Origin of the sequence: Allosaccharopolyspora coralli (genome assembly GCF_009664835.1) — a bacterium.
GTDB classification, from domain to species: domain Bacteria; phylum Actinomycetota; class Actinomycetes; order Mycobacteriales; family Pseudonocardiaceae; genus Allosaccharopolyspora; species Allosaccharopolyspora coralli.
In genome coordinates, this window is the sequence record NZ_CP045929.1 from 1208458 (window position 1) to 1233260 (window position 24803).

The window sequence follows — 24803 nt, forward strand, 5'->3', positions numbered from 1 at the left end:
GCTCATTATCCTAGCGTGCGGCGTCCAGCGCGTTGACACCGGTCCTGACGTGGGCGAACCGCCAGGTCACGAACTCTGGAGCGGAGTGCCGTCCGGCGCGAGGCCGTCCGCGGCGAGCAGTTCGGTCGCCACGGCGCGTGCCTGCTCACTCGTCGGGCCGGGGTCGGCCACGAACGCGGTGCGGCGGTAGTAGGCGAGCTCGCGGATCGACTCGCGAATGTCGGCCAGCGCGCGGTGCGCCAGCCCCTTCTCCGGCTGGCCGTAGTAGACCCGGGGGAACCAGCGGCGGCACAGCTCCTTGATCGACGACACGTCGACCATCCGGTAGTGCAGGTACCCGTCCAGCGTCGGCATGTCGCGGCTGATGAAGCCTCGGTCGGTGGCGATGGAGTTGCCCGCCAACGGAGCGGAGCGGCCCTCCGGGACGTGCTGCTTGACGTAGTCGAGGACCTGCTGCTCGGCCTCGGCCAGCGTCACCGTCGAGGTCCGCACCTCGTCGGTGAGGCCGGAGTTCTCGTGCATCGTGCGCACCACCTCCGGCATCCCCTCCAACGCCGCCTCGTCGGCGTGGATCACGATGTCCACACCGTCACCGAGCACGTTGAGGTCCGCGTCGGTCACCAACGCGGCGATCTCGACCAGAGCGTCCTTGCCCAGGTCGAGGCCGGTCATTTCGCAGTCGATCCACACCAGACGGTCGTTCACCCGCGCGAGCCTAACGCCGCCCCCGCCGGGGCCGCGCGGGGTGGGTGACGCTCCTCATCCGTCACGGTCCGCGGTGTCCGGCAGCTGCTCACGGAGCAGCCGGGTCACGACCTTGCCGGTCTCGTTGCGCGGCAACTCGTCGACGAACACGACCTCCCGCGGTACGGCGAACCGGGCCACCCTGCTGCGCAGCCGCTCCCGTGCCTGCGCCGTGTCGAGCCGCTGGCCGTCCCGGAGCACCACGAACGCGGCGAGGCGTTGCCCGAACTCCTCGTCCGGCACGCCGGTGGTCGCCGCGTCGCGCACCTCGGGAAACGCGAGCAAGGCGTCGGTCACCTGCTGGGGATGCACGTTCTCGCCACCGGAGACGATCGTGTCGTCGGCCCGTCCGGTCACCGACAACCGGCCCGCCCGGTCGAGGTGCCCGAGGTCGCCGGTGGCCATCAGCTCACCCACGACCGTGCCTCGGCCGCCACGGGTGTAGCCGGGAAAGAGCATCTCGTTGCCGACGAAGATCCGGCCGTTCGTGCCGGTCTTCACCGGCCGGTCCCGGTCGTCGAGGATCCGCAGCGAGGTGTGGTGCGGGGCTCGCCCCGCCGTGCCGGGCGCCTCCTTGAGGTCGTGCGGAGTCGCGATGCTCGCCCAGGACACCTCGGTGGTGCCGTAGACGTTGTAGAGCACCGGGCCCCACGCACGACGGACGCGGGTGGCCAAGTCCGGCGGCAGCGCCGAACCGCTGGATGCCACGACCCGGAGTGTTCCCAGGTCGTAGGGCACTCGCACCGACTCGGGCAGGTCGAGCATCCGTTGCAGCATCGCGGGGACGACGAACATCGAGGTGCAGCGGTGCCGCTGCGCGGCCGCGAGTGTCTGCTGCGGGTCGAACTTCCGGCGCAGCACGAGCGTGGCGCCGAGGACGCCCCCGAGCAAGAGAGCCGCCAGCCCCCAGGTGTGGAACAGCGGGGCGGGCACCAGGATGCGTTCCCCGGCGCGCAACGGAACCCGCGCGAGGACCACGGCGGCCGCGTGGAGATCGCGGTTGGCCGGGCGGCGGGCCCCTTTCGGCGGGCCGCTGGTGCCCGAGGTGAGGACGACGATCTGTGCGTCACGTTCGGGCGGGCGCAGCGGGGTGCGACTGGAGCTGCCGATGAGGTGTTCCAACGTGGTGCGCCGCGTCGTCCCTTCGGTTCGGGCGAGCACGATCCGAGTGCCGTCCGGGACGGCCGCGAGGTAGTCGCCGAACGCCTCGTCGGCCACGAGCAGATCCACGTCGTGGTCGGCGAGCACGCCGCGTACCTGGTCGGGAGTCAGGCCGGTGTTCACCAGCACCACGTCGGCGCCGATCTTCGAGCACGCCACGACCGTCTCGACGAACCCGTGGTGGTTGCGACAGAGCACGCCGACGCGCGTACGGGAGTCGACTCCGTGCCCGGCGAGCCCGTTCGCGAGCTGTGTCGTCCGCGCGTGGACCTCGGCGTAGCTGAGCGCGCCGCGCTCGTCGATCACGGCCGGACGGTCCGGATGCCGCACCGCGCCGATCGCGAACGCCGCAGGGGGAGAAACCCCCCACTGCGCGCGGATCCGGGCGATGCGCAGCAGTTTGTCCGGGCGGAGCAGGCGCAGCGCGCCGCGCCGGGCGAGCACGAGTGCGGTGAATGCCCCGGGCAGCACACGATCGGCGAGGTCGGTCAGGCGCTCGAGGACGGGCACGGCTCACCTCTCGACGGCATCGACGTCTCGATCCTGCACCGGTCCCGCCCGGTTCGGGAAGCCGTACGCGTCAGGAGTCACTTTCGGCCGACGTCACCGCGGCCTCGCGCAACGCGGCCCGTAACCGCCCGACCTCCATCGGGGACAGCACCGCCGTCTCGCCGGGTGGCACGACCACGACGATGCTGCCGTCGTCCACCGACACCGTGACCTCGCGGCGTTTGCCCGTGAGGTCACGACACTGCACCTGCCAAGCGTTCCCGGTCACGACGGTTCGTCCTCCCGACACATGCTCGCGACAGCCGACGAACTCGATCATGGCCGAGACCGGGGCGCGCGGTCATGCCGGGTCCGTTTTCGTGGCTTCGCGACCGCGACAACGGCGTGCCGAGGGGTCTGCTCTCCGCCTACCCAGACCGGCCACGGAGCCACCAAGGCAGATCAATCCGGCAACCATCTGCGGGGGATGACCTGTCGTCGTGTCGTGTCAGCCGCGGAGCCGTTGATCAACCACGTACGCAGGCGGACCATCGGCGGGTTCTCAGCGTCCTCTTCGAAAGGACAGCGGTTTCGTTGCGTAGGTGGCTACTCGAGAAAGCGATCCCGCAGCGAGGAGGGCGCTGAGGCTCCGCTACGGAACCACCGACCAACACCCTCTGACAGCAGTTCTCGGGACGAGGTGGGTCAGGCGGCGCGGACGCGCAGCCCGACGGGCTCGGTGGCCACGGTGAGCGCACCCTCGAAGTCGGCGATCGGCAGCTCGTCGCGGATGAACCGGTGCGGGGTGCCCGCGGTGCTGATGCCGATCTCGGTGGCCGCGAAGGTCTCCTCGACCCCGACGCCGTTGAGGTGCACGTCGAGCGATCCCTCGTGCAGCGTGACCTCGACCCGGCCGCCCTCGATCGTGACGGTTTCGCCGTTCCGCGTGACCTCGAGCTTGCCGTCGGTGGTTTCGGCGAGCACCGCGAGTCGGGTCAGGGCGACGTCGCGCTCGCCCGACGAGGCGGCGGTGACGCCGATGACGTCGCGCTCCGACTCGCCCGCCAGCGTCGCGGTCCGCTCGCCGGGAACGAACAACGGGGCGCGCAACTTCGCGGCGAGCCGGTGCGGCTGCCACGAGCCGTCGCCGACGAGGTTGACCACGGCCGCGACCTCGCAGCCTGCGAGCAGGCGCTCGCTACCGAGGGCGGGTGTGATCTCCACGGCCGACACCCCGCGTTCGACGAGCAGGTCGCGCAACGCCTTGCCGCGCACCCTGCTGGTGCGGTCGAAGCCACGGCTGATCGCCACCGAACCGGTCGACGCGGCCTGGGCGGCGGCGTCGGCGAGACCGGAGAGAGGAGCCCATACTCCTGCCGGATCCTGCTTGTGTGCGGATCGCGCGCGGGCGGAGACGGGGCCGTCGGTCGAGGTGTCCATGTCTCAACTGTAGTAGCTGAGCTACCTGTTTCTCCCCGGCTGAGCCCGTACGCGCGGTGTGAGATCCCTCGCTCTGTGTGGGGCTTGCGTCCGCCGGCCCGGACTCCTCCGGGTGGGCGGGGTGATCAGTCCTGGACAGTTCCGCCGGTCGGCCAGCACGCTGTTCGTCTCAGCGCCCGAGATCATTCGTCCGTGGGAGGAAAGCGATGGCGGCCACCACCGCACCCGAGTCCGTGTTCACCTGGGGAGCTCCACCTCTGAAGTTCGGGACGGGTGCCGTCGACGAACTCGCACACGACCTCGGGCAGTTCCAGGCGCGGCGGATTCTCGTGATCACCGACCCGGGTGTCGCCGCCACCGGAGTGCCCGCCGGGATCGTCGGAGAGCTGACCGCGCAGGGACTCGACGCCGAACTCTTCGACCAGGTCCACGTCGAACCGACCGACGAGAGTCTGGTCGCGGCCGCTGAGTCGGCAGGCACCGGATGGGACGCGTTCGTCGCGGTCGGCGGCGGCTCGGTGATCGACACCGCCAAGGCGGTCAACCTGCTCACCACCCAGCCGGGCACGCTCATGGACTACGTGAACCCCCCGATCGGCGAGGGGCGCAAGATCACCGAGCCGCTGCGACCGCTCGTCGCGGTGCCCACGACAGCGGGGACCGGTTCGGAAAGCACCCCGGTGTGTGTCATGGACGTCCTCGGTCTGAAGGTCAAGACCGGGATCAGTCACCCGTCGTTGCGCCCGGTGCTGGCGGTCGTCGATCCGACCGTGACCATGACGCTGTCGCCTGAGGTCACGGCCGCCTCCGGGATGGACGTGCTGTGTCACGCTCTGGAGTCGTACACCGCCCGCCCCTACGCCGCGTTCGCACGCAAGCAGCCGCAGGACCGGGTCGCCTACTGCGGGTCGAACCCGGTGTCGGACTCGTGGGCCGAGCAGGCGCTGTCGTTGTTGGCACGCAGTTTCCGACGAGCAGTGCTCGTCGGGGGTGAGCTGCGCGCCCGGGAGGACGTGATGCTCGCGGCGACCTTCGCAGGCATGGGGTTCGGCAACGCGGGGGTGCACGTGCCGCACGCGTGCGCGTACCCGATCGCCGGGCGGGTACGGGACTACCGGCCGGCGGGGTATCCGGACGAGGCGATGGTGCCGCACGGCCAGTCGGTGTCGCTGACCGCGCCCGCCGCGTTCCGGTTCACCTTTCCCACGGACGCCGACCGGCACCTGCGAGCCGCCGCGCTGCTCGACCCGAAGGCTCCCGTCCAGGAGGACCCGCGGGACCAGCTGCCGTTCGTGCTGACACGGCTCATGCAGGACATCGGCATCCCGAACGGGATCGCGGAGGTCGGCTTCGACGAAGCCGACGTGCCCGATCTCGTGGACGGTGCGATGCAGCAGCAGCGGCTTCTGGGCGTGGCGCCGCGCCCGGTCGGTTCCGAGGATCTCGCGAGGATCTTCCGCGACTCACTGCGGAACTGGTAATCGCAGTTCACGCGGCTCGTCCGCGCGGTACGTGGACTCGGGTTCCGAGGCTGCGATCAACGGCACTGTGCCGACCGTGTTACCGCAGCCGACGCAGACTCGCCACGGAACGCCCATTCAGATCACCCGCACGCCTTCAAGGGTGTGCGACGGCGTCCTCAGTTGCTACGTTGGCGGTGTGACGCGGGGTGCCCGGCCGTCCGGCCAGGGCTGAGAAAAAACCCGTCGAACCTGACCTAGGTCGCACTAGCGGAGGGACGTCACCACCGTGACTGATCGTGCACGCGGGTTCGCCCGCGAAGTGGCCGCACTGCGGGAGCAGGCGCCGCTCGTCCACTGCCTCACCAACATCGTCGCCGCCGGGTTCTCGGCCAACGCGCTGCTGGCGCTCGGCGCGTCACCGGCGATGGTGGAGAACGCCGAAGAGTCCGCCGAGTTCGCCGGTGTGGCCGGTGCGGTGCTGGCCAATCTCGGGACGCTGTCCGAGGAGCGGAACCGTGCACTGCGGGCGGCGGTGCGCGGCGCGGAGCACTCCGGGACGCCGTGGGTGCTGGACCCGGTCGCCGTCGGCGCTCTGCGACACCGCACCGAACTGGCGGCCGACCTGGTCCGGTCCCGCCCGGCCGTGGTGCGCGGCAACGCCGCCGAGGTGCTCGCGCTCGCCGGAAACGGCGGCTCCGGCAAGGGCGTCGAATCGCTCGCAGGCTCCGAGTCCGCAGTCGATACCGCACGGAAGTTCGCCGGCGAGAACGGCTGTGTCGTGGCCGTCAGCGGCGAGGTCGACTACGTCACCGACGGCACCGAAACGGTCGCGGTGCCCGGTGGGCACCCGCTGATGGCGAAGATCACCGGCATGGGCTGCGCGCTCGGGGCGAGCACCGCCGCGTTGCTCGCGGTGACCCCGGACGCTCCGTTGTCCGCCGCGGTCACGGCCTCACAGGTGTTCGCGGAAGCGGGCGAGCGTGCGGGCGCTGCCGCGCGCGGACCGGGCAGTTTCGTCGTCGAGTTCGTCGACGAGCTGCACGCGATCGGCGGCGACGCATGATCGATTGGAGTCTGTACCTCGTCACCGACACCGCACTGTGCGGGCACCGAGGGGTTGTCCGCACCGTGCGGGAGGCCGTCGACGGCGGGGTCACGGTCGTGCAGGTCCGTGACCCCGCCGCCACCGGGCGGGAGCTGTACGAACTGGTGGTGTCGGTGCACGAGGCGTTGCGGGGTACCGGTGTTCCGTTGCTGGTCAACGACCGGCTCGATGTCGCACTCGCCGCCGGGGCCGACGGTGTCCACCTCGGCCAGTCCGACCTGCCTGTCGAGGCGGCACGGGCGGTGCTCGGGCAACAGCGGGTGCTCGGCCATTCGGTGTCCACATCGGAGGAAGTCGAGGCGGTTCCGCCCGAGGTCGACTACCTGGGCGTCGGCCCGGTCGTGGCGACACCGACGAAATCCGATGCCGCGGACGCGCTCGGCCTCGACGGACTCCGCGACCTGACAGCGCGCACGATCCTGCCCTGCGTCGCCATCGGCGGCGTGCACGCGGACAACGCGGCCGAGATCGCCGCGACCGGTGTGGCCGGGCTGTGCGTGGTCTCCGAGATCTGCGCCGCCGACGACCCGCGCTCCGCCGCGGCCACCCTGCGAAAGGTGCACCAGTGATCCCCAACGTGCTGAGCATCGCCGGAACCGACCCCAGCGGGGGAGCGGGCGTGCAGGCCGACCTCAAGACGTTCTCCGCGAACGGTGCGTACGGCATGTCCGTGATGACCGCGCTGGTCGCGCAGACCACCACCGGCGTCGCCGAAGTGCACGAACTCCCGCCCGAGTTCGTCACGTCCCAGCTCGTGACCCTGCTCGACGACGTGCGCGTCGACGCGGTGAAGATCGGGATGCTGGCCAACGCGGACGTGATCCGCGCCGTGGTCGCCGTCCTCGACCGCTACCGTCCGCCGAACGTGGTGCTCGACCCGGTCATGGTCGCCAAGAGCGGCGACCGGTTGCTCGCCCCCGACGCCGTCGAGGTCCTGCGTGAGGAACTGCTCCGGCGTGTCGACTTCGTGACGCCCAACCTGCCGGAAGCCGCGGACCTGTTGGGGGAGCAGGAAGTCCGTGACGCCGACGCGATGGGCGCTCAGGCCGAACGGCTCGTCGGGCTCGGCGTCAAACGAGTCCTGCTCAAAGGCGGGCACCTCGAAGGAGAATCCAGTGTGGACCTTTTGAGCGCGGACGGTGGCGTGCAGCTGCTCGACGCCCCGCGCGTGACGACCACCAACGACCACGGGACCGGATGCACGCTCGCGGCCGCGATCGCCGCGCTGCGCCCGCAACGTCCCGACTGGTCGACGGCGGTGCGCGAGTCCAAGGACTACCTGACCGCCGCGTTGCGCGCCGCCGAACGGCTCGACGTCGGACGTGGCCACGGCCCCGTCCACCATTTCCACCAATGGTGGTGACCCCCGAACAGAGCACGAAAGGACACAGGATGAGCACGCTGCCGGCGCCGTCCCCGGGCGGATTCTGCGAGCAAGCATGGGATACGACGAAGGCGCTGCGTGAAGCGATCGTGCGTCACCCGTTCAACATGGCTCTCACCCAGGGCTCACTCGACCGCGAGCGCTTCGTGTTCTACATCGTGCAGGACGGGCGGTATCTCGTCGGTTTCGCGCAGGCACTGGCCGCCGCCTCGACGAAGGCGACCGACCCCGAGGACGCGGCGGTGCTCACCGGCAGCGCACACGGGGCGCTCGTCGAGGAACGCCGACTGCACGCCGGCTACGTCGAGGAGTTCGGGCTCGCCGAGTCCGAAGTGGAGGGAACCGTCACCTCTCCCTCGTGTCTGGCCTACACGTCCTTCCTGCGCGCGAGTGCGTTCACCGACGAGTACCCCGTCCTGCTCGCCTCCGTGTTGCCGTGCTTCTGGGTGTATCAGCACGTCGGCAGCACCATTCTCGACACTGCAGGCGACCTCACCGACCATCCGTACCGGAAGTGGATCGAGACCTACGCCGACGACGAGTTCGCCGACGCCGTGCTCGCCGCCCGCGACCTCACCGACAAGGCTGCCGCCGCGAGCACCCCCGAGACCCGCGAGCGCATGACAGCGGCGTTCGTGCGTTCCACCGAGTACGAGTGGATGTTCTGGAACAGTGCGTGGACACTCGAGCAGTGGCCGACCGTGCAGTGGGTCGGTCAGCGTCCGTAGATCTTGTCCGCCAGCGCGGACTTGAGCGAGCGCAGGTCGTCGAGGGTCGCGGGTGCGAAACCACCGGAGGTCGGCACGTCGGGCAGCGACAGGTCCTCGTTGAGCGTCCATCCGGAGCCCCGCTCGACGAGGGACCGGTGCTTGTTCGCGTAGTACCCGGAGCTCACCGAGACCGCGACGCCCGGTGCTCCTGCGGCGGCGGCCATCAGGTGCACGTGGAACCGCGAGGAGATCCAGCGTTGCCCGGCCGCCGCGGGCAACCCGCGGTCCATGATCTCGGAGAACGGGTAGAAGCGGGCGCCGGGCAGGTCGTGCTCGATGAGAGCGAAGACTTCCCGGTCCACGCGGGGGATGCCCTCAACGAAGCCGACCCGGTCCGGGCCCACACCCCAGGAACGCAGCGTGTCCAGCACGAACCCCGCCAGCGACGGGACCGTCACCTCGAGCATGTCCGACTGGACGCACACCATCACGTCGCGCAGGTCGTCGTCGCGGTACAGCGCGGGGCTCACGCCGAAGAACATGTCGTCGCCGGTGCAGTGCACGTGCGGCGAGCCGATCAGTTCGGCCGACGGCTCGTCGCGCACGTCCACGAGTTCGAACTGTGCCGCGAGGTTGCGGACCAGCGAGCGGGCTTCGTCGGCCACCGGCCACAGCCCCTGCCCGGTCATCACCGCGCGCCCGCCGGAGCGGCGGACCGCCGCGACCGCGGCCGCCATGAGGCCGATGTGGCGGGGCCAGATGCCGTTGACGAACCCGCCGCCGACGAGGTGGACGACGTCCGCGCGGGCGGCGACCTCGATCCCGGCGACCCACCGTGGCGCCAGGCCGGGGTCGGCGACGGCGTGCTGGACGAACGCGGCGACGTCCCACGGTCCGTCCGTCGGTGCTTCCCAGCACAGCCGCCAGAACGTGTCGGTGAACCGCACGTTCGGGTGCAGGTGGCCGAGCAGGACTTCGCTGGGGCCGGGGTTCGGGCAGTCGATCCAGACCTCGCTGTTCGGCGCGACGGTCGCGAGGTGCTCGAGCCAGGTGGCGGTGATGAGTTCGTCACCGTAGTTCGGGTGACCGGTGGTGGTGATCAGGTAGAGCCGCCGCTCGGGAGGGGTCCTGTTCGTCACTGGTCGCTCCTGCCGGTCGGCGCGCCGCTCGCGCGCATCGCGCCGAAACTAGCACCGCCGACCCCACCCCCTCATGCCACGCCCCGCCCGCCAAACGGAGCGAACGGCACTTTCGCCCCATCAGACGGAGCGAACGGCACTTTCGCCCCATCAGACGGGGTGAGCGGCACTTTCGCCTCATCGGGCGGGGTGAGCGGCACTTTCGCCTCATCGGGCGGGGTGAGCGGCACTTTCGCCTCATCGGGCGGGGTGAGCGGCACTTTCGCCTCATCGGGCGGGGTGAGCGGCACTTTCGCCTCATCGGGCGGGGCGAACGGCACTTTCGCCCCATCAGACGGAGCGAGAGTGCCGTTCGCTCGGTGCTCGTGCGGGTTCGCGGGCGGTCAGTGAGCGTTCTCGCTGAGCTCGTCGCGGAGCCTGGCGATGCGGGAACGCGTGTGCTCGAACTGCGCCGCGTGGTGCTCGCGGAAGCGGTCCGAGGACGTCGGTTGCCGCGGCACGTCGACGGACTCCGGACTCGCCTCCGATGCCGATGCTCCGGCGTCTGCGAGTGAGGAGTCGGTCGAGGCCGCCGTGGCGGTTGCCGGGGCCGTCGCAGAGTCCGGCGCCCCGGCAGGCGCCGCATCCGCTGAGGTTTCGCCGTCCGCGCCGCCCAGTTTGGCCACCGCTGTCGAGCCGCTGCGGACGGGCTTGCGCAGATGGTGCCGCCCCGACGCGGCGGCGGAGCGGGTCCGGTTCTGGTGGGCCCGGTGCAGCAGTGGCCAGAAGATCAGCGTGGCCACGGCGAAACCGCCCACGAAGGACAGGATGAGCAGGTCGTAGCCGACGGTCGAGGACTGCGCGAGCGTCATGGGGAGGACTCTCCGATCCGTTCCGTGCGTGCGAATCTTCCGGCCACCCGGCCGCGTCAGTTGCGGCGGGACCGGTCAGTGGTCTCGGCGAGACCACCGTCCGGTGTCGTGGTGTGTGAGCGGTCCAGCGGCACGGTGAAGGTCTGGAAGTCTTCCCGTTGCCCGGGCACGTCCACCTCCGGGTGCTCGCCGGATTCGAGGTCCTTGAGGTGGCTGATGTCGGTGTAGCCCTCGGACCGGACGATTCCGTCGCCGTTCGTGGCGGGCGATCCGTTCTGCGATTCCGGCACGTCCGACGAGGACTCGAGCTGTGCGTGCAGCGCGTGCGAGGAGCTGCCGATGACCTGCCGGGCTCCTTCGAGTGCTTCGATGACCTTGGTGCGGCGATTCTCGAGCTCGTCCCGTTGGCCGCTGATCTCCTCGAGCGCGTCGAGCCGCAGCTGCTCGGTCTCGGCATCCCACTGCGCGCACTGTTCGCGGCTGCCCGCGAGCATGGCGTCGCTCTGGGCTTGGGCCTGCTCCATGAGCCGCGTGTATTCGTCGCGGACCTTCTGCCGCAGCCGGGTCTCGCGTTCCCGCAGCTCTCGGACGTTACGTGCGTGTTCCTGGCGCATCTTGACGCTGCGCTGCTCCAACTCCCGCATGAGCCCGGCGCACTCGGCGCGGAGCTCGCCGGCGGTGTTCTCGGCTTGGGTGATCAGTGTCTCGGCTTCGGTCTCGGCGCTGCCGCGCACGATCTCGGCTTGATGCAGTGCTCGATCGCGGAGATCTTGGACTTCTTCCTCGGCGGTGTCGAGCATGTTCTGCACCCGCTGCGAGGCTGCGGGAAGGCCGGTGTCGGAGGACTCGATCCTCTTGAGGCGATCTTCGGCCCGGTCGAGACTGTGCCGGGTGTCGTCGCAGAGTCTGCGCAGATCGTTGTTGAGCTGGGCGGCTTCGTTGCGGTCGACGGTGACGAGTTCGAGCTGGTTCTCCAGCGTCTCGATGTGTTCGGTCACCTGGCCGCGGTTGAATCCGCGCATCTGGATGTCGAATCCAGGCCGGAGTGGGACGACGGCGTCGGCGGGGTCTTCCATTCTGGACACTCCTCTCCGGGCGGACGAGGTCAGCGCTCGTGTCCGGAGAGTAATCGGGTGGGCACGATCTCGCGCGGTGGAATGTTCACCGGTGCGAGCGGCCCCGATCGTCCACTGTGTCCGACCGTCCCCACGCATTCCCGATCGAGTCGCTGACCTGGTCTTTCGGCTCCGGCGCGGCAGTGTGCGGTAGGTGACATGGACACGTGGCCCGGAGTTGAGGTTAGGCTCAGCTCACATCATCGGGAGGTGGGAATGTCCTCGGCAGAGGTCTGTGGCGACGAGGTTCGGGTGGCACACCTGAGGTCGTCGGCGTTGCTGCGCCGGTGGCTCGCGGAAACGCACGCGACGGTGCGGCCGGGACCGTTGCGGCTGACGATCGGGCCGCTGACCGTGCGCACCGACGTGCTGCGACAGTCCCTCGTCGGGGCGCACGAGTTCGGCCCCATCGAAGTCGTCGACGACCACGATCGCCCGCTGGCGCGCGTGGAACCGGCGTTGCTAGCCGCCGCCTGCACGTCCGCAGCGCAGTCTCGCGTCCCGCGTGAGGCGCCGATCAACCAGGCGGGAGCGGGTTCGGCCACCGACCTGGTGCTTCGTGCGGTGCGGCGTGGCGAGATCGACGTGCTCCCCGCGGCAGGCGAGGCCGAGACGCTGCTCACCGAGTCCGTGGCCGAACCGCCGCAGCTGGTGCGCATGATCGGCAGCGCCGCCGAAGCCGCGCGCTGGTGGGACAGGTACCTGGAGAACGACGTCGTCCCGGTGCTCGACGACAGGACCGCCGCGAGCACCGCGCAGTTGTTGTCGCGCCAGGCGCTCGCGGCGGTCGGCGTGCTCGCTCGATACCGCGTCTGTGACGAGGCGGAGCTACTGACGTCGTTGTCGTCCCGCCTGCACGACTCGGCCGACGACCACGAACTCCTTCGCCACTGGCTCGCGGCTCCCACCGTCGCCGGCGTCGCGGTGCTCAACGGCGGTGCGCTGCACTATCGGGACCGCGCCGGTGCCGTCGCGTTACGGCCGGTGACGCACGAGGTGCCGAACCCGCTCGCGCGGGTCGGTCTCGACGCGATCCCCGGCGTGCCGCTGCCGGAGCTCGGTGACGGGTGGGCGCTGCGCCCGGTACGCGCCGAGTCGGAGTCCTCGCCGGACGTCTCGCTCGTGCACAAGTGGATGCACGCCGAGCACGTCGCCGCGACCTGGCGGCAGGACTGGTCGCTGCCGCGCTGGTTCGAGGAACTGTCCACCCAGCTCGCGGGTGATCACTCACTGCCGTGCATCGTCAGCCTCGACGGCCGCGAGTTCGCCTACGTCGAGCTGTACCGGGTCGCGCGCGACAAGATCGGCGAGTGCTATCCGTTCCATCCGCGTGACCTGGGTGTGCACGTCGCAGTCGGCGACCGGCAGGTCATCGGCCGGGGGCTGGGCACCGCGTTGCTCGACGCGCTGGCGGCGGCCCTGTTCGACGCCGATCCGGAGTGCCGTCGCGTGGTCGCCGAACCTGACATCCACAATGGAGCGTCGGTGGCGGCCTTCGGCAAAGCCGGGTACCGGAAGGTCGCCGAGGTCGGTCTGCCGGACAAGAACTCGGTCCTGCTCGCCCGGAGCCGCTGAGCGCCGCGCCCTCGACCACTACGGGAACAACCGGCAGACACGAAGGGTTGCACCGGACGATGGACACGAACCGCGACCTGGCGAACCCGTCCCGCACCGGCCTCGCGGCCGGAAACGGCCCCGACACCGACCCGGTCAGAGGCCGCGCACACGGCGAGTCCACCGTGCCGCTGTCGGTACTCGACCTCGCGACCGTCGGAGTCGAGACGAGCTCGTCCGAGGCGCTCGCGACCACGACCGAGCTGGCCAGGGCCACCGAGATGTGGGGCTTCCATCGGTTCTGGGTCGCCGAACACCACGGCATGCCCGGCATCGCCAGCTCCTCGCCGACCGTCCTGCTCGCCCACCTCGCGGCGCACACCAGCCGCATCCGGCTCGGTACCGGCGGAGTGATGCTGCCCAACCACGCACCGCTGGTGGTCGCCGAACAGTTCGGCACGCTCGCGGCGCTGAACCCGGGCCGCATCGACGTCGGCCTCGGCCGAGCGCCCGGGACCGACCCGAACACCGCCCGGGCGTTGCGCCGCACCACCGGCCCACTCTCCGCCGACGACTTTCCCGAACAACTCGGAGAGTTGATCGGGTTCCTGCGGGACGAGTTCCCGATCGACCACGCCTACGCCGACGTGCATGCCGTACCGAACGGTCCGGTGCCGCCGATCTGGCTGCTCGGTTCCAGTGGCTTCAGCGCCCAGGTGGCCGGTGCGCTGGGCTTGCCCTTCGCGTTCGCCCACCACTTCAGCTCCAAGAACACACTGCCCGCGCTGGAGCTCTACCGTGACTCGTTCCGGCCGTCCGAGATCCTCGACGAGCCGTACTCGATGATCGGTGTGCAGGTCATCGCCGCGGACACCGACGCCGAAGCGGTCGAACTCGCCCGCCCCATCGCGCTGTCGATGATGCGACTGCGCAGCGGCAATCCCGGCCGGTTGCCGACCGTCGCCGAAGCCCGCGACCGCGAGTACACCGACGGCGAACGCCGCTTCCTGGACTCCTGGTTCGACGACGCGGTGCACGGTTCGGGGGCCACGGTGCGCGCCGAACTCGACGCGCTGCGTGAGCGCACCGGAGTCGACGAACTCATGATCACCGCGAACCTCGCGGACCGGAAGGCGAAACTGCGCTCGTACGAGCTCGTGGCCGCGCAGTACGGACTCCTGGACTCCGCCACGTCGAACGCCTCGCGAGAGCGGAAGAACTGACTCCTCGCAACGTGGGGTGAGCCACTGCCGGGGCAGGTCTCGCGCGGGAGCGGTAACGGTGTGGCGTACGGTCTATCGGAACGGGCACGTCCTCCCGGCGACCGTCCTCGCAGCGGTCGCTCAGCGCGGCGCACAGGACTGCCCGGGCGTGCGAGCGCGAGGCGGGATTGAGGGATTTGTCGTGAAGTCAGGGTTGCTGACCTTCTACCGCGTCATGGCTTACGTGACCGCGGTGCTGCTGATCGTGCTCTGCCTGGCCATGGTGCTCAAGTACCTGTGGCCCGCGGGCAGCGCGACGCAGGTGTTCGGCGACACCTGGACCACCTACATCGGTATCGGCCACGGCTACCTCTACATCGTGTACCTGTTCGTCGCGTTGCTCCTGACCCGGCAGCTACGGGTGCCGCCGGTGCCGATGCTGCTCGTCCTGCTCGCAGGCACGGTGCCGCTCGGCGCGTTCTTCGCCGAGCGCAAGGTCACCCACTGGTACGAGCAGAGCCGCGCCGAGATGTCTCTCGACGGCGGTGCCGCCGACAGCCGGTCGGCGAGCTCATGACCACGACCGTGCCCGAGGCCCAGGCCGGTGCCCCCGTGCCGAGCCGCCGCCGCAGCGTCCTGCTGGCCTACTTGGCGCTGACCAAGCCCCGGGTCGTCGAGCTGCTGCTGGTGACGACCCTGCCGGCGATGTTCCTCGCCGAACGCGGTATCCCCTCGCCGTGGCTGGTGCTGGTCACCCTCGTCGGCGGCGCGATGTCGGCGGGCAGCGCGAACGCGCTCAACTGCGTCGCCGACTCCGACATCGACGCGGTCATGCACCGCACGAAGTCGCGACCGCTGGTCAGCTACGAGGTGCCGCGACGCCACGCGTTGATCTTCGGCATCGCGCTCGGGGTCGTCTCGTTCCTGGTGCTCTGGCTCGGGGCGAACCTGCTGGCGGCGACGCTGTCCGTGGCGGCGATCCTGTTCTACGTCTTCGTCTACACGCTCGTGCTCAAGCGCCGGACCTCGCAGAACATCGTCTGGGGCGGTGCGGCCGGCTGCATGCCTGTGGTGATCGGCTGGGCGGCTGTCGCGAACGCCGTCGAATGGCCCGCGCTGGTGATGTTCGGCGTGGTGTTCCTCTGGACGCCGCCGCACTTCTGGGCGCTGGCGATGAAGTACAAGGACGACTACGTGCGCGCCGGGGTGCCGATGCTTCCGGCGGTGGCCACCGCCAAGCAGGTCTCGATCAGGATCCTGCTCTACACGTGGGCGACCGTGGCCTGCACGATGCTGTTGGTCCCGGTGACGAGCTGGGTCTACGTCGTGTGCGCGATCGTGGCGGGTGCGGCGTTCCTCATCATGGCGCAGCGGCTGCACGCGGCCGTGCGGCGGGGAGTCGGCTACAACCCGATGACCCTGTTCCACCTGTCGAACTCGTACCTGACGGTGCTGTTCGTGGCCATCGCGGTCGACGCGGCCGTCGGCCTCCCCGTCCTCGGCTGACCCACCCCTGTGGACAACCCCGCCCCCTGTGGACAACCGGGTGGCAAATTCGCGCGAATTTGCCGTACCCCCGGGGGGTTAGCCGAGGATGGCGCCGAAGGCGAGTCCGAGCAGATAGGTCGCGAGGGCGGCGCCGAAGCCGATCGCGAACTGCCGTAGCGCACGCCACAACGGGGATGCTCCGGTGAGCACCCCGACGGCACCGCCGGTGAGCATCAGTCCCGCACCCGTGATCACGCCCGCGGCCACGACCGCGAGGGTCCCGCTCAGGCCGATCGCGAACGGCAGCACCGGCAGCAGCGCCCCTACGGCGAAGAAGGCGAAACTGGAGGCAGCGGCTTGCAACCCGCTGCCCACGACCTCCGTGCCGTCCTGCTCGGCCTGCCCGGGGACGCGCTCGATCCGGCGTTTGTGCAGCATCTCGTTCGCCACCCGTTCGGCTTCCTCGACCGGCATTCCCCGAGCCCGGTAGACGAGGGCGAGTTCGTTCTCGTCGACGTCGAGTTCGCCGACCGACGAGCGCGCCGACCGGTCCGGCTTCGAGGCCGCGAGCAGCTCGCGCTGCGAACTCACCGAGATGTACTCGCCTGCCGCCATCGACAAGGCCCCCGCCAAGAGCCCTGCCATCCCGGTCAGCAGCACCGCCTGTGCCGTCGCACCGCCACCGATGACGCCGAGCACGAGCGCGAGGTTGCTCACCATCCCGTCGTTGGCGCCGAACACGGCGGCTCGCAGGGTGCCGGACATCTGCGCTCGCCCCCGTGCGCCCAGCCCCCGCACGACCTCGCCGTGGATGCGTTCGTCGGCACTGATCACCGCAGGCACCTCGGCGTCGGCCTCCTGGTACGAGCGCGCCTCCGCCTGCTGCATCAGCGCGAGCACGAAAACCCACCCGAACCGACCTGCCAACCACGCCAGGAGCCGCAGGCGAAGGGCACCACGTCGAGGCTCGCCCTCGTCGTCGCCGAGCAGTTCCTCCCAGTACGCCGCGTGGCGCTTCTCGGCTTCGGCGAGGCCGAGTAGGACCTCTCGTTCCTCGCCGGTGCGCCGCGCCGCCAGCTCGAGGTAGATCCGGGCCTCTTCGCGTTCGTCGGCCAGCGCGCGGCGCCACCGCCGCACCTGCGCGGGTGACCTGGCGCCGTACTCCTCCGGCACGTGCCCTCCTTCGTCGCGGTCAGGGTGCGCCGCGACAGCGGGTCGTGGCGGATTGCGGTTCGGAGCACGCGGGTACGGCTCAGGGAGCAACCGTAACCTCGCTGAGGAGGAACTCGTGGCGAAGGTGTTGTGCGTTCTCTACGACGACCCGGTCGAGGGCTACCCGCCCCGGTACGTGCGGGACGACATCCCGCGCATCGAGCACTACCCGGACGGGCAGACCACGCCGACCCCGAACGACATCGACTTCACGCCGGGGGAGTTGCTCGGCAGCGTCTCCGGTGAGCTCGGCCTGCGCCGGTTCCTGGAGGACGCGGGTCACACGCTGGTCGTCACCTCCGACAAGGACGGCGCGGACTCGACGTTCGAGCGGGAGCTTCCCGACGCGGACGTCGTCATCTCCCAGCCGTTCTGGCCTGCCTACCTCGACGCCGACCGGCTCGCGAAGGCGGAGAAGCTCACGCTGGCGATCACCGCGGGCATCGGGTCCGATCACGTGGACCTCGACGCGGCGGCCGAGCGTGGCGTCACCGTCGCGGAGATCACTTACTGCAACAGCGTCAGTGTCGCCGAGCACTCGGTCATGCAGATCCTGGCGTTGGTCCGCAACTACATTCCGTCGCACCGGTGGGTGATCGACGAGAAGGGCTGGAACATCGCGGACTCGGTCAAGCAGGCCTACGACCTGGAAGGGATGAAGGTCGGCGTGTTGGCGACCGGCCGGATCGGCATGGCGACGCTGCGTCGGCTGCACCCGTTCGACGTCGAGTTGCACTACAACAGCAAGCACCGCCAGTCGGCCGAGGTCGAGCAGGAAATCGGACTCACCTGGCACGACGGCCCCGAGTCGTTGGCCACGGCGGTGGACGTGCTGTCGATCCACGCGCCGTTGCAGGCCCAGACCGAGGAGCTCTTCGACGGCGAGGTGCTCGGCAGGATGAAACGCGGTTCCTACATCGTCAATACGGCGCGCGGCAAGATCATGGAGCGGGACGCCGTGGTGCGGGCGCTGGAGCAGGGGCAGCTCGCGGGCTATGCGGGGGACGTCTGGTACCCGCAGCCGCCGGAGCGCGACCACCCGTGGCGGACGATGCCGAACCAGGGCATGACGCCGCACGTGTCCGGCTCGACGCTCTCGGCGCAGGCGAGGTACGCGGCGGGCACGCGGGAGATCCTGGAGAGCTGGTTCGATGGTCGGCCGATCCGGGACGAGTACCTGATCGTCAGCGAAGGCGATCTGGCCGGAGCCGGGGCCCGCGCCTACAGCGCAGGCTGAGGAGTGCGCGGGTGGGGTCCATGGTGAGCACCCCCGGGGGCTGGGGCCACGAGCGGATCGTGACCCCAGCCTCCGTTCAGGACGTGGATGCGGTGGCGGGAACGTCTTTGCCTTCGAGGCTGGACTTGTACGTCTCCGAGAGAAGGTAGGTGCAGCCGAACGAGATGACGCACATGGCCACCACGTACAACGCGATCGACATCGACGATCCCGTCCAGGCTAGCAGTGCCGTGCAGATCATCGGGGCGATACCGCCACCGAGGATCGACGCGAGCTGGTAGCTGATGGAGGCGCCGCTGAACCGGAGCCGGGTGCTGAACAGCTCGGAGAAGTACGCCGACTGCGGCCCGTACACGGCGGTGCGGCACGCCTGGACGATGACGCCGCCCAGGATGAACAGCGCCAAGTAGCCGCTGTCGACCATCATGAAGTACGGCACCGCGAACGCCGCGAGCACCGCCATGCCGGTGAGGAACATCGGTCGCCTGCCCACGTAGTCCGACAGGAGTCCGAACGCGAGCATCAGCGGGATGTCGATGAAGCTCAGGAACGAGTTCACGCCGAGAATCGTGGTCCGCTCGTAGCCGAGGCTGGTGGTGGCGTAGGCGACCATCCAGGTGCTGCCGATGTAGAACGTCGAGTGCGTACCGAGGAACGTGCCGGTGGCGAGTGCGATCGTCTTCGGGTGGGTGCGCAGCGCCTCCAGGACCGGCATCTTCGATGCGTTCGACTTGTCCTGCATGGCCTTCTCGAAGATCGGGCTCTCGCTGACCTTCAGCCGGATGACGAAGCCGACGACGATGAGCACGGCGCTGATGAGGAACGGCACGCGCCAGCCCCACGCGAGGAACGCGGCGTCGCTCATCCCGGCCGAAAGTGCGTAGAAGGTGAGGGTGCCGAGCAGCAGACCGGCGGGGACGCCGACCTGAGGCCAGCTGCCGTAGAACCCGCGCCGGTTGTTCGGCGCGTGCTCGACGGCCATGAGTACCGCGCCGCCCCATTCACCGCCGACACCGAGTCCCTGGGCGAACCGCAGCAGCGTGAGCATCAGCGGCGCCCAGATGCCGACCGTCTCGTAGGTCGGGAGGATGCCCATGAGCACGGTGGCCCCGCCCATGAGCATGAGCGAGTAGATGAGCATCGGCTTGCGGCCGACCTTGTCGCCGAAGTGCGAGAACAGCACGCCGCCGAACGGGCGCGCGATGAAGCCGACGGCGAAGGTGGCGAACGCGGCGAGGGTGCCGACGAGCGGGTCGAACTCCGGGAAGAAGAGCTGGTTGAACACCAGCGCTGCGGCGGTGCCGTAGATGAAGAAGTCGTACCACTCGATGGTCGTGCCGATGAGGCTGGCGAACGCGACGCGGCGCGGGTGGCCGGCGGTGCCCTCGGCGGTGGTGGTCATCTCGCGAACCCTTCGTGGGACGGGCTGTTCGGCACAGGACGGGGCGATCGTCGTGCTCGTGGGTGGAGCGCGACGGTGCGAATCGTGCCTGGCTCGGAAGGTGCTGGGCGCAGGTCGCCTGAGCACCGGGCTGCTGTGTCGTAGATAACTAACACTGTAAGTTTTGCGGCACGCTAGCCTGCCCGATCGCGCCACGGCAAGAGCCGGAGCGCTTTCGTTCCCGGAACCCTGTGAACACCAAGACGAAGCGAACGGCACTCTCGCCTCACGTGACGAGGCGAGAGTGCCGTTCGCGCCAGCGTGGTTGATGGGGCGAGCGGCGCGTTCGCCTCACGTGACGGGGCGAGAGTGCCGTTCGCACCAGTGTGGTTGATGGGGCGAGCGGCACGTTCGCCTCACGTGACGGGGCGAGAGTGCCGTTCGCACCAGTGTGGTTGATGGGGCGAGCGGCGCGTTCGCCTCACGTGACGGGGCGAGAGTGCCGTTCGCACCAGTGTGGTTGATGGGGCGAGCGGCACGTTCGCCTCACGTGACGGGGCGAGAGTGCCGTTCGCACCAGTGTGGTTGATGGGGCGAGCGGCGCGTTCGCCTCACGTGACGGGGCGAGAGTGCCGTTCGCACCAGTGTGGTTGATGGGGCGAGCGGCGCGTTCGCCTCACGTGACGGGGCGAGAGTGCCGTTCGCACCAGTGTGGTTGATGGGGCGAGCGGCGCGTTCGCCTCACGTGACGGGGCGAGAGTGCCGTTCGCACCAGTGTGGTTGATGGGGCGAGCGGCGCGTTCGCCTCACGTGACGGGGCGCGAGTGCCGTTCGCACCAGTGTGGTTGATGGGGCGAGCGGCGCGTTCGCCTCACGTGACGGGGCGAGAGTGCCGTTCGCACCAGTGTGGTTGCCCGAACCCGGTTCAGGTCACTCGACGGTGACGCTCTTGGCGAGGTTGCGGGGCTTGTCGATGTCCCGGCCCAGCGCGGCGGCGAGGTGGTACCCGAACAGCTGCAGCGGGATCGTGAACAGGATCGGATCGAGTTCCGGTTCGCTGTGCGGAACCCGGATCACCGTGTCCGCCAGTCCGTCCGGGATCTCGGCGTTGGTGACCGCGATGACGGGCCCACCTCGCGCCTTGATCTGTTCCATCGTGCCGATGTTCTTCGACAGCAGTTCGTCGTCGGGCACGAGCACGACCGACGGCATCGTCGGGTCGATGAGCGCGAGCGGCCCGTGCTTGAGCTCGGAGGCCTGATAGGCCTCGGCGTGCACGTAGGAGATCTCCTTGAGCTTCTGCGCCCCCTCGCGCGCGATCGGCCAGCCGCGCACCCGGCCGATGAAGAACATGCGCTGCGCGTCGGTGTACTTGCGGGCCGCGTCGGCGACGTCCTGCTGGGCGTCGAGGATCGAGGTGAGGTGGTCCGGCAGCGAGGCCAGTCCTTCCACGATCCGCTTGCCGTGCGCCACGGACAGGTCGCGGACACGCCCCAGCAGCAGTGCGAGCATCGCGAACGACACCGTCATGTTCGTGACGGCCTTGGTGGAGGCGACGGAGACCTCGGGACCGGCGTGCAGGAAGATCCCGCTGCCGCATTCGCGGGCGATGGCGCTGCCGACGACGTTGACGGCGCCGATGACCTGGCCGCCCTTGCGTTTGAGTTCCTGCACGGTGGCGAGGGTGTCGATGGTCTCGCCGGACTGGCTGATCGCCACGTACAGCGTGTTCGGATCCACGACCGGGTTGCGGTAGCGGAACTCGGAGGCCGGTTCGGCGTCGGCGGGGATGCGGGCGAACTCTTCCACGAGGTTCGCCCCCACCTGGCCCGCGTAGTACGCCGAGCCGCAGCCGAGGAACTTGACCCGCTGGATGGAGCGCAGCTGCCGGGGGTCGAGCCCGAGACCGCCGAGATGCGCGGTGGAGAAGCGCTCGTCGAGCCGCCCGCGCAGGGCGCTGCGCATCGCCTCGGGCTGTTCGTGCATCTCCTTCTGCATGAAGTCCGGGTAGCCGCCGAGCTGGTAGTCGTCGTCGGCGACGTCGACCACGGTGGCGGTCTTGTCGGTGCGCCGCGCCTGCAACGTGCTCGTCCGGTAGTCGTCGGCGCGGACCGTGGCGAGCTCGCCGTCGTCGAGGTGCACCACCCGCTGGGTGTGCCGGACGAGGGCAGCGAGGTCGGAGGCCACGTACATCTCGCCGTCACCGACACCGAGCACGATGGGGCTGCCGTTGCGGGCGACGACGAGCTGGTCGGGGTGGCGGACGTCGACGACGAGCAGGCCGTAGGTGCCCTCGACACGGTGCAGCACGCTGCGCACCGCGGCTTCCAGCGACTCGGCGCCGTTGTCGATCGCCTGCGAGATCAGGTGCGCGAGCGCTTCGCTGTCGGTTTCGGAGACGAGGTCGACGCCACCGTCGGTGAGTTCGGCGCGCAGCTGCTCGGCGTTCTCGACGATGCCGTTGTGCACGACCGCGACGTGTTTGCCGGAGTCGAGGTGCGGGTGCGCGTTGACGTCGGTCGGCTTGCCGTGCGTGGCCCAACGCGTGTGGGCGACGCCTGCGGTGGCGGGGGAGCCGTCACCGACGAGGTCACGCAGCTCGTGGACCCGGCCCGCGGTCTTGGTGACCTTCAGCTTGCCCCGTTCCGCCACGGCGAGGCCCGCCGAGTCGTACCCCCGGTATTCCAGCCGCAGCAGCCCTTCGACCAGGATCGGGTCGGCTCGGCGGTGCCCGATGTAGCCCACGATTCCGCACATTGGCGTGGTGTCTCCTCATCCGTAGACGATGCGTCGCAACTGCCGCTCGGACAGCGTGCCCGCCGCGACCGGCCTGCGCGCGAGTTCGGCGCCGAGCAGCTCCCAGATCTGGGAGTTGCGCCGGCCTCGTTGTCGCAGTTCGGTGTGCCTGCGCCGCACGTAGTCCTCGGTGGTTTCGGAGAAGAACTCGACGACGTCGGTCACGACGCGCGCGGCGGTCGGCTCGGGGAGTCCGGTCGACGCGGCGACGTGGCGCACCAGCTCGACCGGCACGCGGTGGCTCATGACGGCCGAGCTTGCCACCGTTCGAGTGATCCGTTCAAGTTGGCCTGCCCGAATTCGGGCAGAGATCAGCGCATCAGGGGGAACACCGACGCCGAAGCCCGACCTGTGGCGACCTCGATGAGCGTGACGGGGTCGGCGATCTCGGCGAGCAGTTGCGTCGTGAGCCGGACGGGGTTGTCGTCGAGCGGCCCAGGACGCGGCAGATCGAGCGCGGCGGCGATGTCGAAGTAGTGCACCACCGACTCCATCACCACGATGCGGCCGATTTCGCTCTGCGGAAGGACTGTGGCGCCAGCGTAGTCGAGCGGACGCGTGAGATCGGTCGTGCGGAGCACCTGGATGGCTTGGGGCCCCACGGTGGCGAACTGTTTCACCAGCTCCTCGGTCGAGCGTTCGTCCTGCGTAGCGGCTTCGGCGACGTGCTCGGCGCTCTGGTGAGCGAGTCCGCCGGGGCGGTTCCAGTCTCTGAGCAGCTCACCGGCGGTGGCGTGCGTGAGCGGTTTCGACGACGACGGCCACTGTGCCGACTGCACGATCATTGGCGGGAACATCGTCACGTGCGCGTAGGTGTCGCGGACCGTCCACGAGCCCAGCCGCGTGGGCTGTGACCACTGCTGGTCGGTCAGCGCGCGGCCGAGTTCCGCCCATGCCCGCCACGCGGACTCGATCGCGTCCACGATCACGCTTGCCTCCCAAGATCGAGTTCTCGCCGAGTATGGCGTCGTCCGCGGTCGGGGCGAGGGATTTCCCACTTCCGGTGTGATGGCGGTTACCCGCCAGTGTCCGGACTCCGTCTCGGCTCGGTGCCAGTCTCCTGATCACGTCGGCTGCGTCCGTCGACGCTCGTGATGAGGAGGAACCGAGATGCGACAGTCCCCGATGAGAACCGCGTTGACCGGTGCCGCTGCGGCGATGCTGCTGCTGGTGGGCGCTCCCGTCGCCGGTGCGGTCACGGACGAGACCGCCGAACCGCGCATCGTCACCTACGACGCGAGCCAGGCCGAGGAGTTCCAGTCCGCCATCGACGACGCCGCCGCCACGTGGAACGAGCAGGTCCAGAACGTGCAGCTCGAGAAGGCGACCGGTGGAGACGCGGACCTGACCGTGCTCGCCGACGACGGCTGGCCCCGAGCGATGACGGAAAGCCTGGGCGTCGGCACGGTGTGGATGGGCAGGCAGGCCGTGAACGAGGGCCACCACGTCCCGCGGATCGCGACCCACGAAATCGGCCACATCTTCGGGCTCCCCGACGACCGCACCGGCATCTGCGAGGAGTTGATGTCCGGTGCCAGCGCCGGGACCGAGTGCCAGAGCGATCTCCCGAACGACGTGGAGAAGTCCGAGGTCGAGCAGAACTTCGCCGAAGGCGCCGTGATCGAGCCGAGGCTCTACACCGAGGCCCCCGTCGCCGGATGACCGAAGCGGCGTGTGGCCACGAATTCGCGCGAGTTCGTGGCCACCGGCGCGCACTCAGGATTTAACGTTGCGTTCGGGATGATTCTTTGAATCGCCGCAGCCGGAGCATGTTTCCTGCTAGCGGGTTGAACGTAGCTCCGGCGCTCACCGAGTGCGCCAGTCCGTTGTACACCAGGGCCCACAGTTCGCGGTTCGCCTCGAGCGTTCCGATGTACACCCGAACCTTCCTCTGCTCGGCGTCTTCGAGCACCAGCGTCCAGCCGAGGACTACACCGTACAAATGAACACTCTTGAGCCGGTGGGTGTCGACCCATTTTCGTTTGACATGGAGCCAATCGTTTCCGGCCGTCAGCCGGACTCCCCATCCGCTTGCTGCCATGATGATTCCGGCGACAGCAACGATTCCGAGCATGATGGGGTCAGACATCCATTCGAAGCCGCCTCGTTGGAGGCTCGCTCCGACGATGATGATTCCGACCACGATCAGGGCGCCAAGCAGGACGGCTCGCTTGTCCTGGATATGGAGTTCCAGCGCAGGCCCCCTGTCCTCCGGTGCCGTGTCCGCCTTATCGAGGTTCACGGTGGGGTCCGGGCCCATTTTGCCGAGCACGATTGGTGCCGCTGGTGGCCTTGGCTCGCCTGTGTTCGGGTCAGGCTTGGCGGGTGCTTC

Annotated in this window: 24 protein-coding genes and 1 riboswitch; of the genes, 11 read left to right on the forward strand and 13 right to left on the reverse strand. The window is 69.4% G+C overall.

Annotation, left to right across the window (positions count from 1 at the left end; translation table 11 throughout):
• Nucleotides 1-66: 66 nt before the first annotated feature.
• The 4 genes from orn to GIY23_RS05770 all read right to left on the reverse strand — a co-directional run bounded on the left by orn (nt 67) and on the right by GIY23_RS05770 (nt 3834).
• Nucleotides 67-705: an oligoribonuclease gene (gene orn, locus GIY23_RS05755; RefSeq protein WP_154075705.1), complete on the reverse strand. Its 639-nt coding sequence runs from the start codon at nt 703-705 to the stop codon at nt 67-69.
• A 54-nt stretch (nt 706-759) separates the two neighbouring features.
• Nucleotides 760-2415 (reverse strand): AMP-binding protein, encoded by a 1656-nt coding sequence (locus GIY23_RS05760; RefSeq protein ID WP_228717569.1) that lies wholly within the window; start codon nt 2413-2415, stop codon nt 760-762.
• 70 nt (nt 2416-2485) lie between these two features.
• Nucleotides 2486-2683, reverse strand: a complete 198-nt coding sequence (locus GIY23_RS05765) for a hypothetical protein (RefSeq protein WP_228717570.1) — start codon at nt 2681-2683, stop codon at nt 2486-2488.
• Nucleotides 2684-3099: 416 nt separating this feature from the next.
• Nucleotides 3100-3834, reverse strand: coding sequence for a hypothetical protein (locus GIY23_RS05770; protein WP_154075707.1), 735 nt, complete (start codon nt 3832-3834; stop codon nt 3100-3102).
• 206 nt (nt 3835-4040) lie between these two features.
• On the opposite strand from GIY23_RS05770, the gene GIY23_RS05775 reads away from it, so the two are divergent.
• The 5 genes from GIY23_RS05775 (at nt 4041) to tenA (ending at nt 8514) form a co-directional block, all read left to right on the forward strand.
• Nucleotides 4041-5315: a hydroxyacid-oxoacid transhydrogenase gene (locus tag GIY23_RS05775; RefSeq protein ID WP_154075708.1), complete on the forward strand. Its 1275-nt coding sequence runs from the start codon at nt 4041-4043 to the stop codon at nt 5313-5315.
• A gap of 174 nt (nt 5316-5489) precedes the next feature.
• A riboswitch (TPP riboswitch) is annotated at nt 5490-5590 on the forward strand.
• Nucleotides 5584-6360: a hydroxyethylthiazole kinase gene (gene thiM / locus GIY23_RS05780; protein ID WP_154075709.1), complete on the forward strand. Its 777-nt coding sequence runs from the start codon at nt 5584-5586 to the stop codon at nt 6358-6360. (Overlaps the previous riboswitch by 7 nt.)
• On the forward strand, nt 6357-6971 hold the full coding sequence (gene thiE / locus GIY23_RS05785) for a thiamine phosphate synthase (protein ID WP_154075710.1): 615 nt from the start codon (nt 6357-6359) through the stop codon (nt 6969-6971). The genes thiM and thiE overlap by 4 nt, the downstream gene beginning before the upstream one ends.
• Nucleotides 6968-7765, forward strand: a complete 798-nt coding sequence (gene thiD, locus GIY23_RS05790; protein ID WP_154075711.1) for a bifunctional hydroxymethylpyrimidine kinase/phosphomethylpyrimidine kinase — start codon at nt 6968-6970, stop codon at nt 7763-7765. Before thiE ends, thiD begins: the two co-directional genes overlap by 4 nt.
• Nucleotides 7766-7794: 29 nt before the next feature.
• The gene (gene tenA / locus GIY23_RS05795; RefSeq protein WP_154075712.1) at nt 7795-8514 is read left to right on the forward strand and encodes a thiaminase II; all 720 of its coding nucleotides are present in this window, start codon (nt 7795-7797) and stop codon (nt 8512-8514) included.
• Here the strand turns inward: tenA and GIY23_RS05800 are convergent.
• From GIY23_RS05800 to GIY23_RS05810, 3 genes are all read right to left on the reverse strand, one after another.
• Nucleotides 8502-9635 (reverse strand): polysaccharide pyruvyl transferase family protein, encoded by a 1134-nt coding sequence (locus tag GIY23_RS05800; RefSeq protein ID WP_154075713.1) that lies wholly within the window; start codon nt 9633-9635, stop codon nt 8502-8504. The genes tenA and GIY23_RS05800 overlap by 13 nt on opposite strands.
• Before the next feature lie 383 nt (nt 9636-10018).
• Nucleotides 10019-10486 (reverse strand): hypothetical protein, encoded by a 468-nt coding sequence (locus tag GIY23_RS05805; protein ID WP_154075714.1) that lies wholly within the window; start codon nt 10484-10486, stop codon nt 10019-10021.
• A 56-nt stretch (nt 10487-10542) separates the two neighbouring features.
• Complete coding sequence (locus GIY23_RS05810; RefSeq protein ID WP_154075715.1) at nt 10543-11562, reverse strand: coiled-coil domain-containing protein; 1020 nt, start codon at nt 11560-11562, stop codon at nt 10543-10545.
• 255 nt (nt 11563-11817) lie between these two features.
• Between GIY23_RS05810 and GIY23_RS05815 the strand changes: the two genes are divergently transcribed.
• From GIY23_RS05815 to GIY23_RS05830, 4 genes are all read left to right on the forward strand, one after another.
• The gene (locus GIY23_RS05815; protein WP_154075716.1) at nt 11818-13176 is read left to right on the forward strand and encodes a GNAT family N-acetyltransferase; all 1359 of its coding nucleotides are present in this window, start codon (nt 11818-11820) and stop codon (nt 13174-13176) included.
• A 59-nt stretch (nt 13177-13235) separates the two neighbouring features.
• Nucleotides 13236-14378: an LLM class flavin-dependent oxidoreductase gene (locus GIY23_RS05820; RefSeq protein ID WP_154075717.1), complete on the forward strand. Its 1143-nt coding sequence runs from the start codon at nt 13236-13238 to the stop codon at nt 14376-14378.
• 181 nt (nt 14379-14559) lie between these two features.
• Nucleotides 14560-14934 (forward strand): DUF3817 domain-containing protein, encoded by a 375-nt coding sequence (locus GIY23_RS05825; RefSeq protein ID WP_187352039.1) that lies wholly within the window; start codon nt 14560-14562, stop codon nt 14932-14934.
• Entirely contained in the window at nt 14931-15863 is a 933-nt protein-coding gene (locus GIY23_RS05830) for a heme o synthase (RefSeq protein WP_154075718.1), read from the forward strand. The genes GIY23_RS05825 and GIY23_RS05830 overlap by 4 nt, the downstream gene beginning before the upstream one ends.
• A 78-nt stretch (nt 15864-15941) precedes the next feature.
• Here the strand turns inward: GIY23_RS05830 and GIY23_RS05835 are convergent, their stop codons facing one another.
• On the reverse strand, nt 15942-17018 hold the full coding sequence (locus tag GIY23_RS05835; RefSeq protein WP_154075719.1) for a VIT1/CCC1 transporter family protein: 1077 nt from the start codon (nt 17016-17018) through the stop codon (nt 15942-15944).
• A gap of 115 nt (nt 17019-17133) precedes the next feature.
• On the opposite strand from GIY23_RS05835, the gene GIY23_RS05840 reads away from it, so the two are divergent.
• The gene (locus GIY23_RS05840; protein ID WP_154075720.1) at nt 17134-18294 is read left to right on the forward strand and encodes an NAD-dependent formate dehydrogenase; all 1161 of its coding nucleotides are present in this window, start codon (nt 17134-17136) and stop codon (nt 18292-18294) included.
• A 76-nt stretch (nt 18295-18370) separates the two neighbouring features.
• Here the strand turns inward: GIY23_RS05840 and GIY23_RS05845 are convergent, their stop codons facing one another.
• The 4 genes from GIY23_RS05845 to GIY23_RS05860 all read right to left on the reverse strand — a co-directional run bounded on the left by GIY23_RS05845 (nt 18371) and on the right by GIY23_RS05860 (nt 23400).
• Nucleotides 18371-19696, reverse strand: coding sequence for an MFS transporter (locus GIY23_RS05845; protein WP_154075721.1), 1326 nt, complete (start codon nt 19694-19696; stop codon nt 18371-18373).
• Between the two features lie 909 nt (nt 19697-20605).
• Nucleotides 20606-22432, reverse strand: a complete 1827-nt coding sequence (gene glmS, locus GIY23_RS05850) for a glutamine--fructose-6-phosphate transaminase (isomerizing) (RefSeq protein WP_154075722.1) — start codon at nt 22430-22432, stop codon at nt 20606-20608.
• A 15-nt stretch (nt 22433-22447) separates the two neighbouring features.
• Nucleotides 22448-22717, reverse strand: a complete 270-nt coding sequence (locus GIY23_RS05855; protein WP_154075723.1) for a hypothetical protein — start codon at nt 22715-22717, stop codon at nt 22448-22450.
• Between the two features lie 65 nt (nt 22718-22782).
• Entirely contained in the window at nt 22783-23400 is a 618-nt protein-coding gene (locus GIY23_RS05860; protein WP_187352040.1) for a maleylpyruvate isomerase N-terminal domain-containing protein, read from the reverse strand.
• A 181-nt stretch (nt 23401-23581) separates the two neighbouring features.
• Here GIY23_RS05860 and GIY23_RS05865 point away from each other — a divergent pair, with 181 nt between their 5' ends.
• Nucleotides 23582-24133, forward strand: a complete 552-nt coding sequence (locus GIY23_RS05865) for a snapalysin family zinc-dependent metalloprotease (protein WP_154075725.1) — start codon at nt 23582-23584, stop codon at nt 24131-24133.
• Between the two features lie 61 nt (nt 24134-24194).
• On the opposite strand, the gene GIY23_RS05870 is transcribed toward GIY23_RS05865, so the two are convergent.
• Entirely contained in the window at nt 24195-24713 is a 519-nt protein-coding gene (locus GIY23_RS05870) for a hypothetical protein (protein WP_154075726.1), read from the reverse strand.
• Nucleotides 24714-24803 lie beyond the last annotated feature (90 nt).

Excerpts from the sequence above, each read along its gene's own strand:
- GIY23_RS05770 (WP_154075707.1), bottom strand. The coding sequence starts at position 3,834 with ATGGACACCTCGACCGACGGCCCCGTCTCCGCCCGCGCGCGATCCGCA.
- GIY23_RS05775 (WP_154075708.1), top strand. The coding sequence starts at position 4,041 with ATGGCGGCCACCACCGCACCCGAGTCCGTGTTCACCTGGGGAGCTCCA.
- thiE (WP_154075710.1), top strand. The coding sequence starts at position 6,357 with ATGATCGATTGGAGTCTGTACCTCGTCACCGACACCGCACTGTGCGGG.
- tenA (WP_154075712.1), top strand. The coding sequence starts at position 7,795 with ATGAGCACGCTGCCGGCGCCGTCCCCGGGCGGATTCTGCGAGCAAGCA.
- GIY23_RS05805 (WP_154075714.1), bottom strand. The coding sequence starts at position 10,486 with ATGACGCTCGCGCAGTCCTCGACCGTCGGCTACGACCTGCTCATCCTG.
- GIY23_RS05810 (WP_154075715.1), bottom strand. The coding sequence starts at position 11,562 with ATGGAAGACCCCGCCGACGCCGTCGTCCCACTCCGGCCTGGATTCGAC.
- GIY23_RS05815 (WP_154075716.1), top strand. The coding sequence starts at position 11,818 with ATGTCCTCGGCAGAGGTCTGTGGCGACGAGGTTCGGGTGGCACACCTG.
- GIY23_RS05820 (WP_154075717.1), top strand. The coding sequence starts at position 13,236 with ATGGACACGAACCGCGACCTGGCGAACCCGTCCCGCACCGGCCTCGCG.
- GIY23_RS05830 (WP_154075718.1), top strand. The coding sequence starts at position 14,931 with ATGACCACGACCGTGCCCGAGGCCCAGGCCGGTGCCCCCGTGCCGAGC.
- GIY23_RS05845 (WP_154075721.1), bottom strand. The coding sequence starts at position 19,696 with ATGACCACCACCGCCGAGGGCACCGCCGGCCACCCGCGCCGCGTCGCG.
- glmS (WP_154075722.1), bottom strand. The coding sequence starts at position 22,432 with ATGTGCGGAATCGTGGGCTACATCGGGCACCGCCGAGCCGACCCGATC.
- GIY23_RS05855 (WP_154075723.1), bottom strand. The coding sequence starts at position 22,717 with ATGAGCCACCGCGTGCCGGTCGAGCTGGTGCGCCACGTCGCCGCGTCG.
- GIY23_RS05865 (WP_154075725.1), top strand. The coding sequence starts at position 23,582 with ATGCGACAGTCCCCGATGAGAACCGCGTTGACCGGTGCCGCTGCGGCG.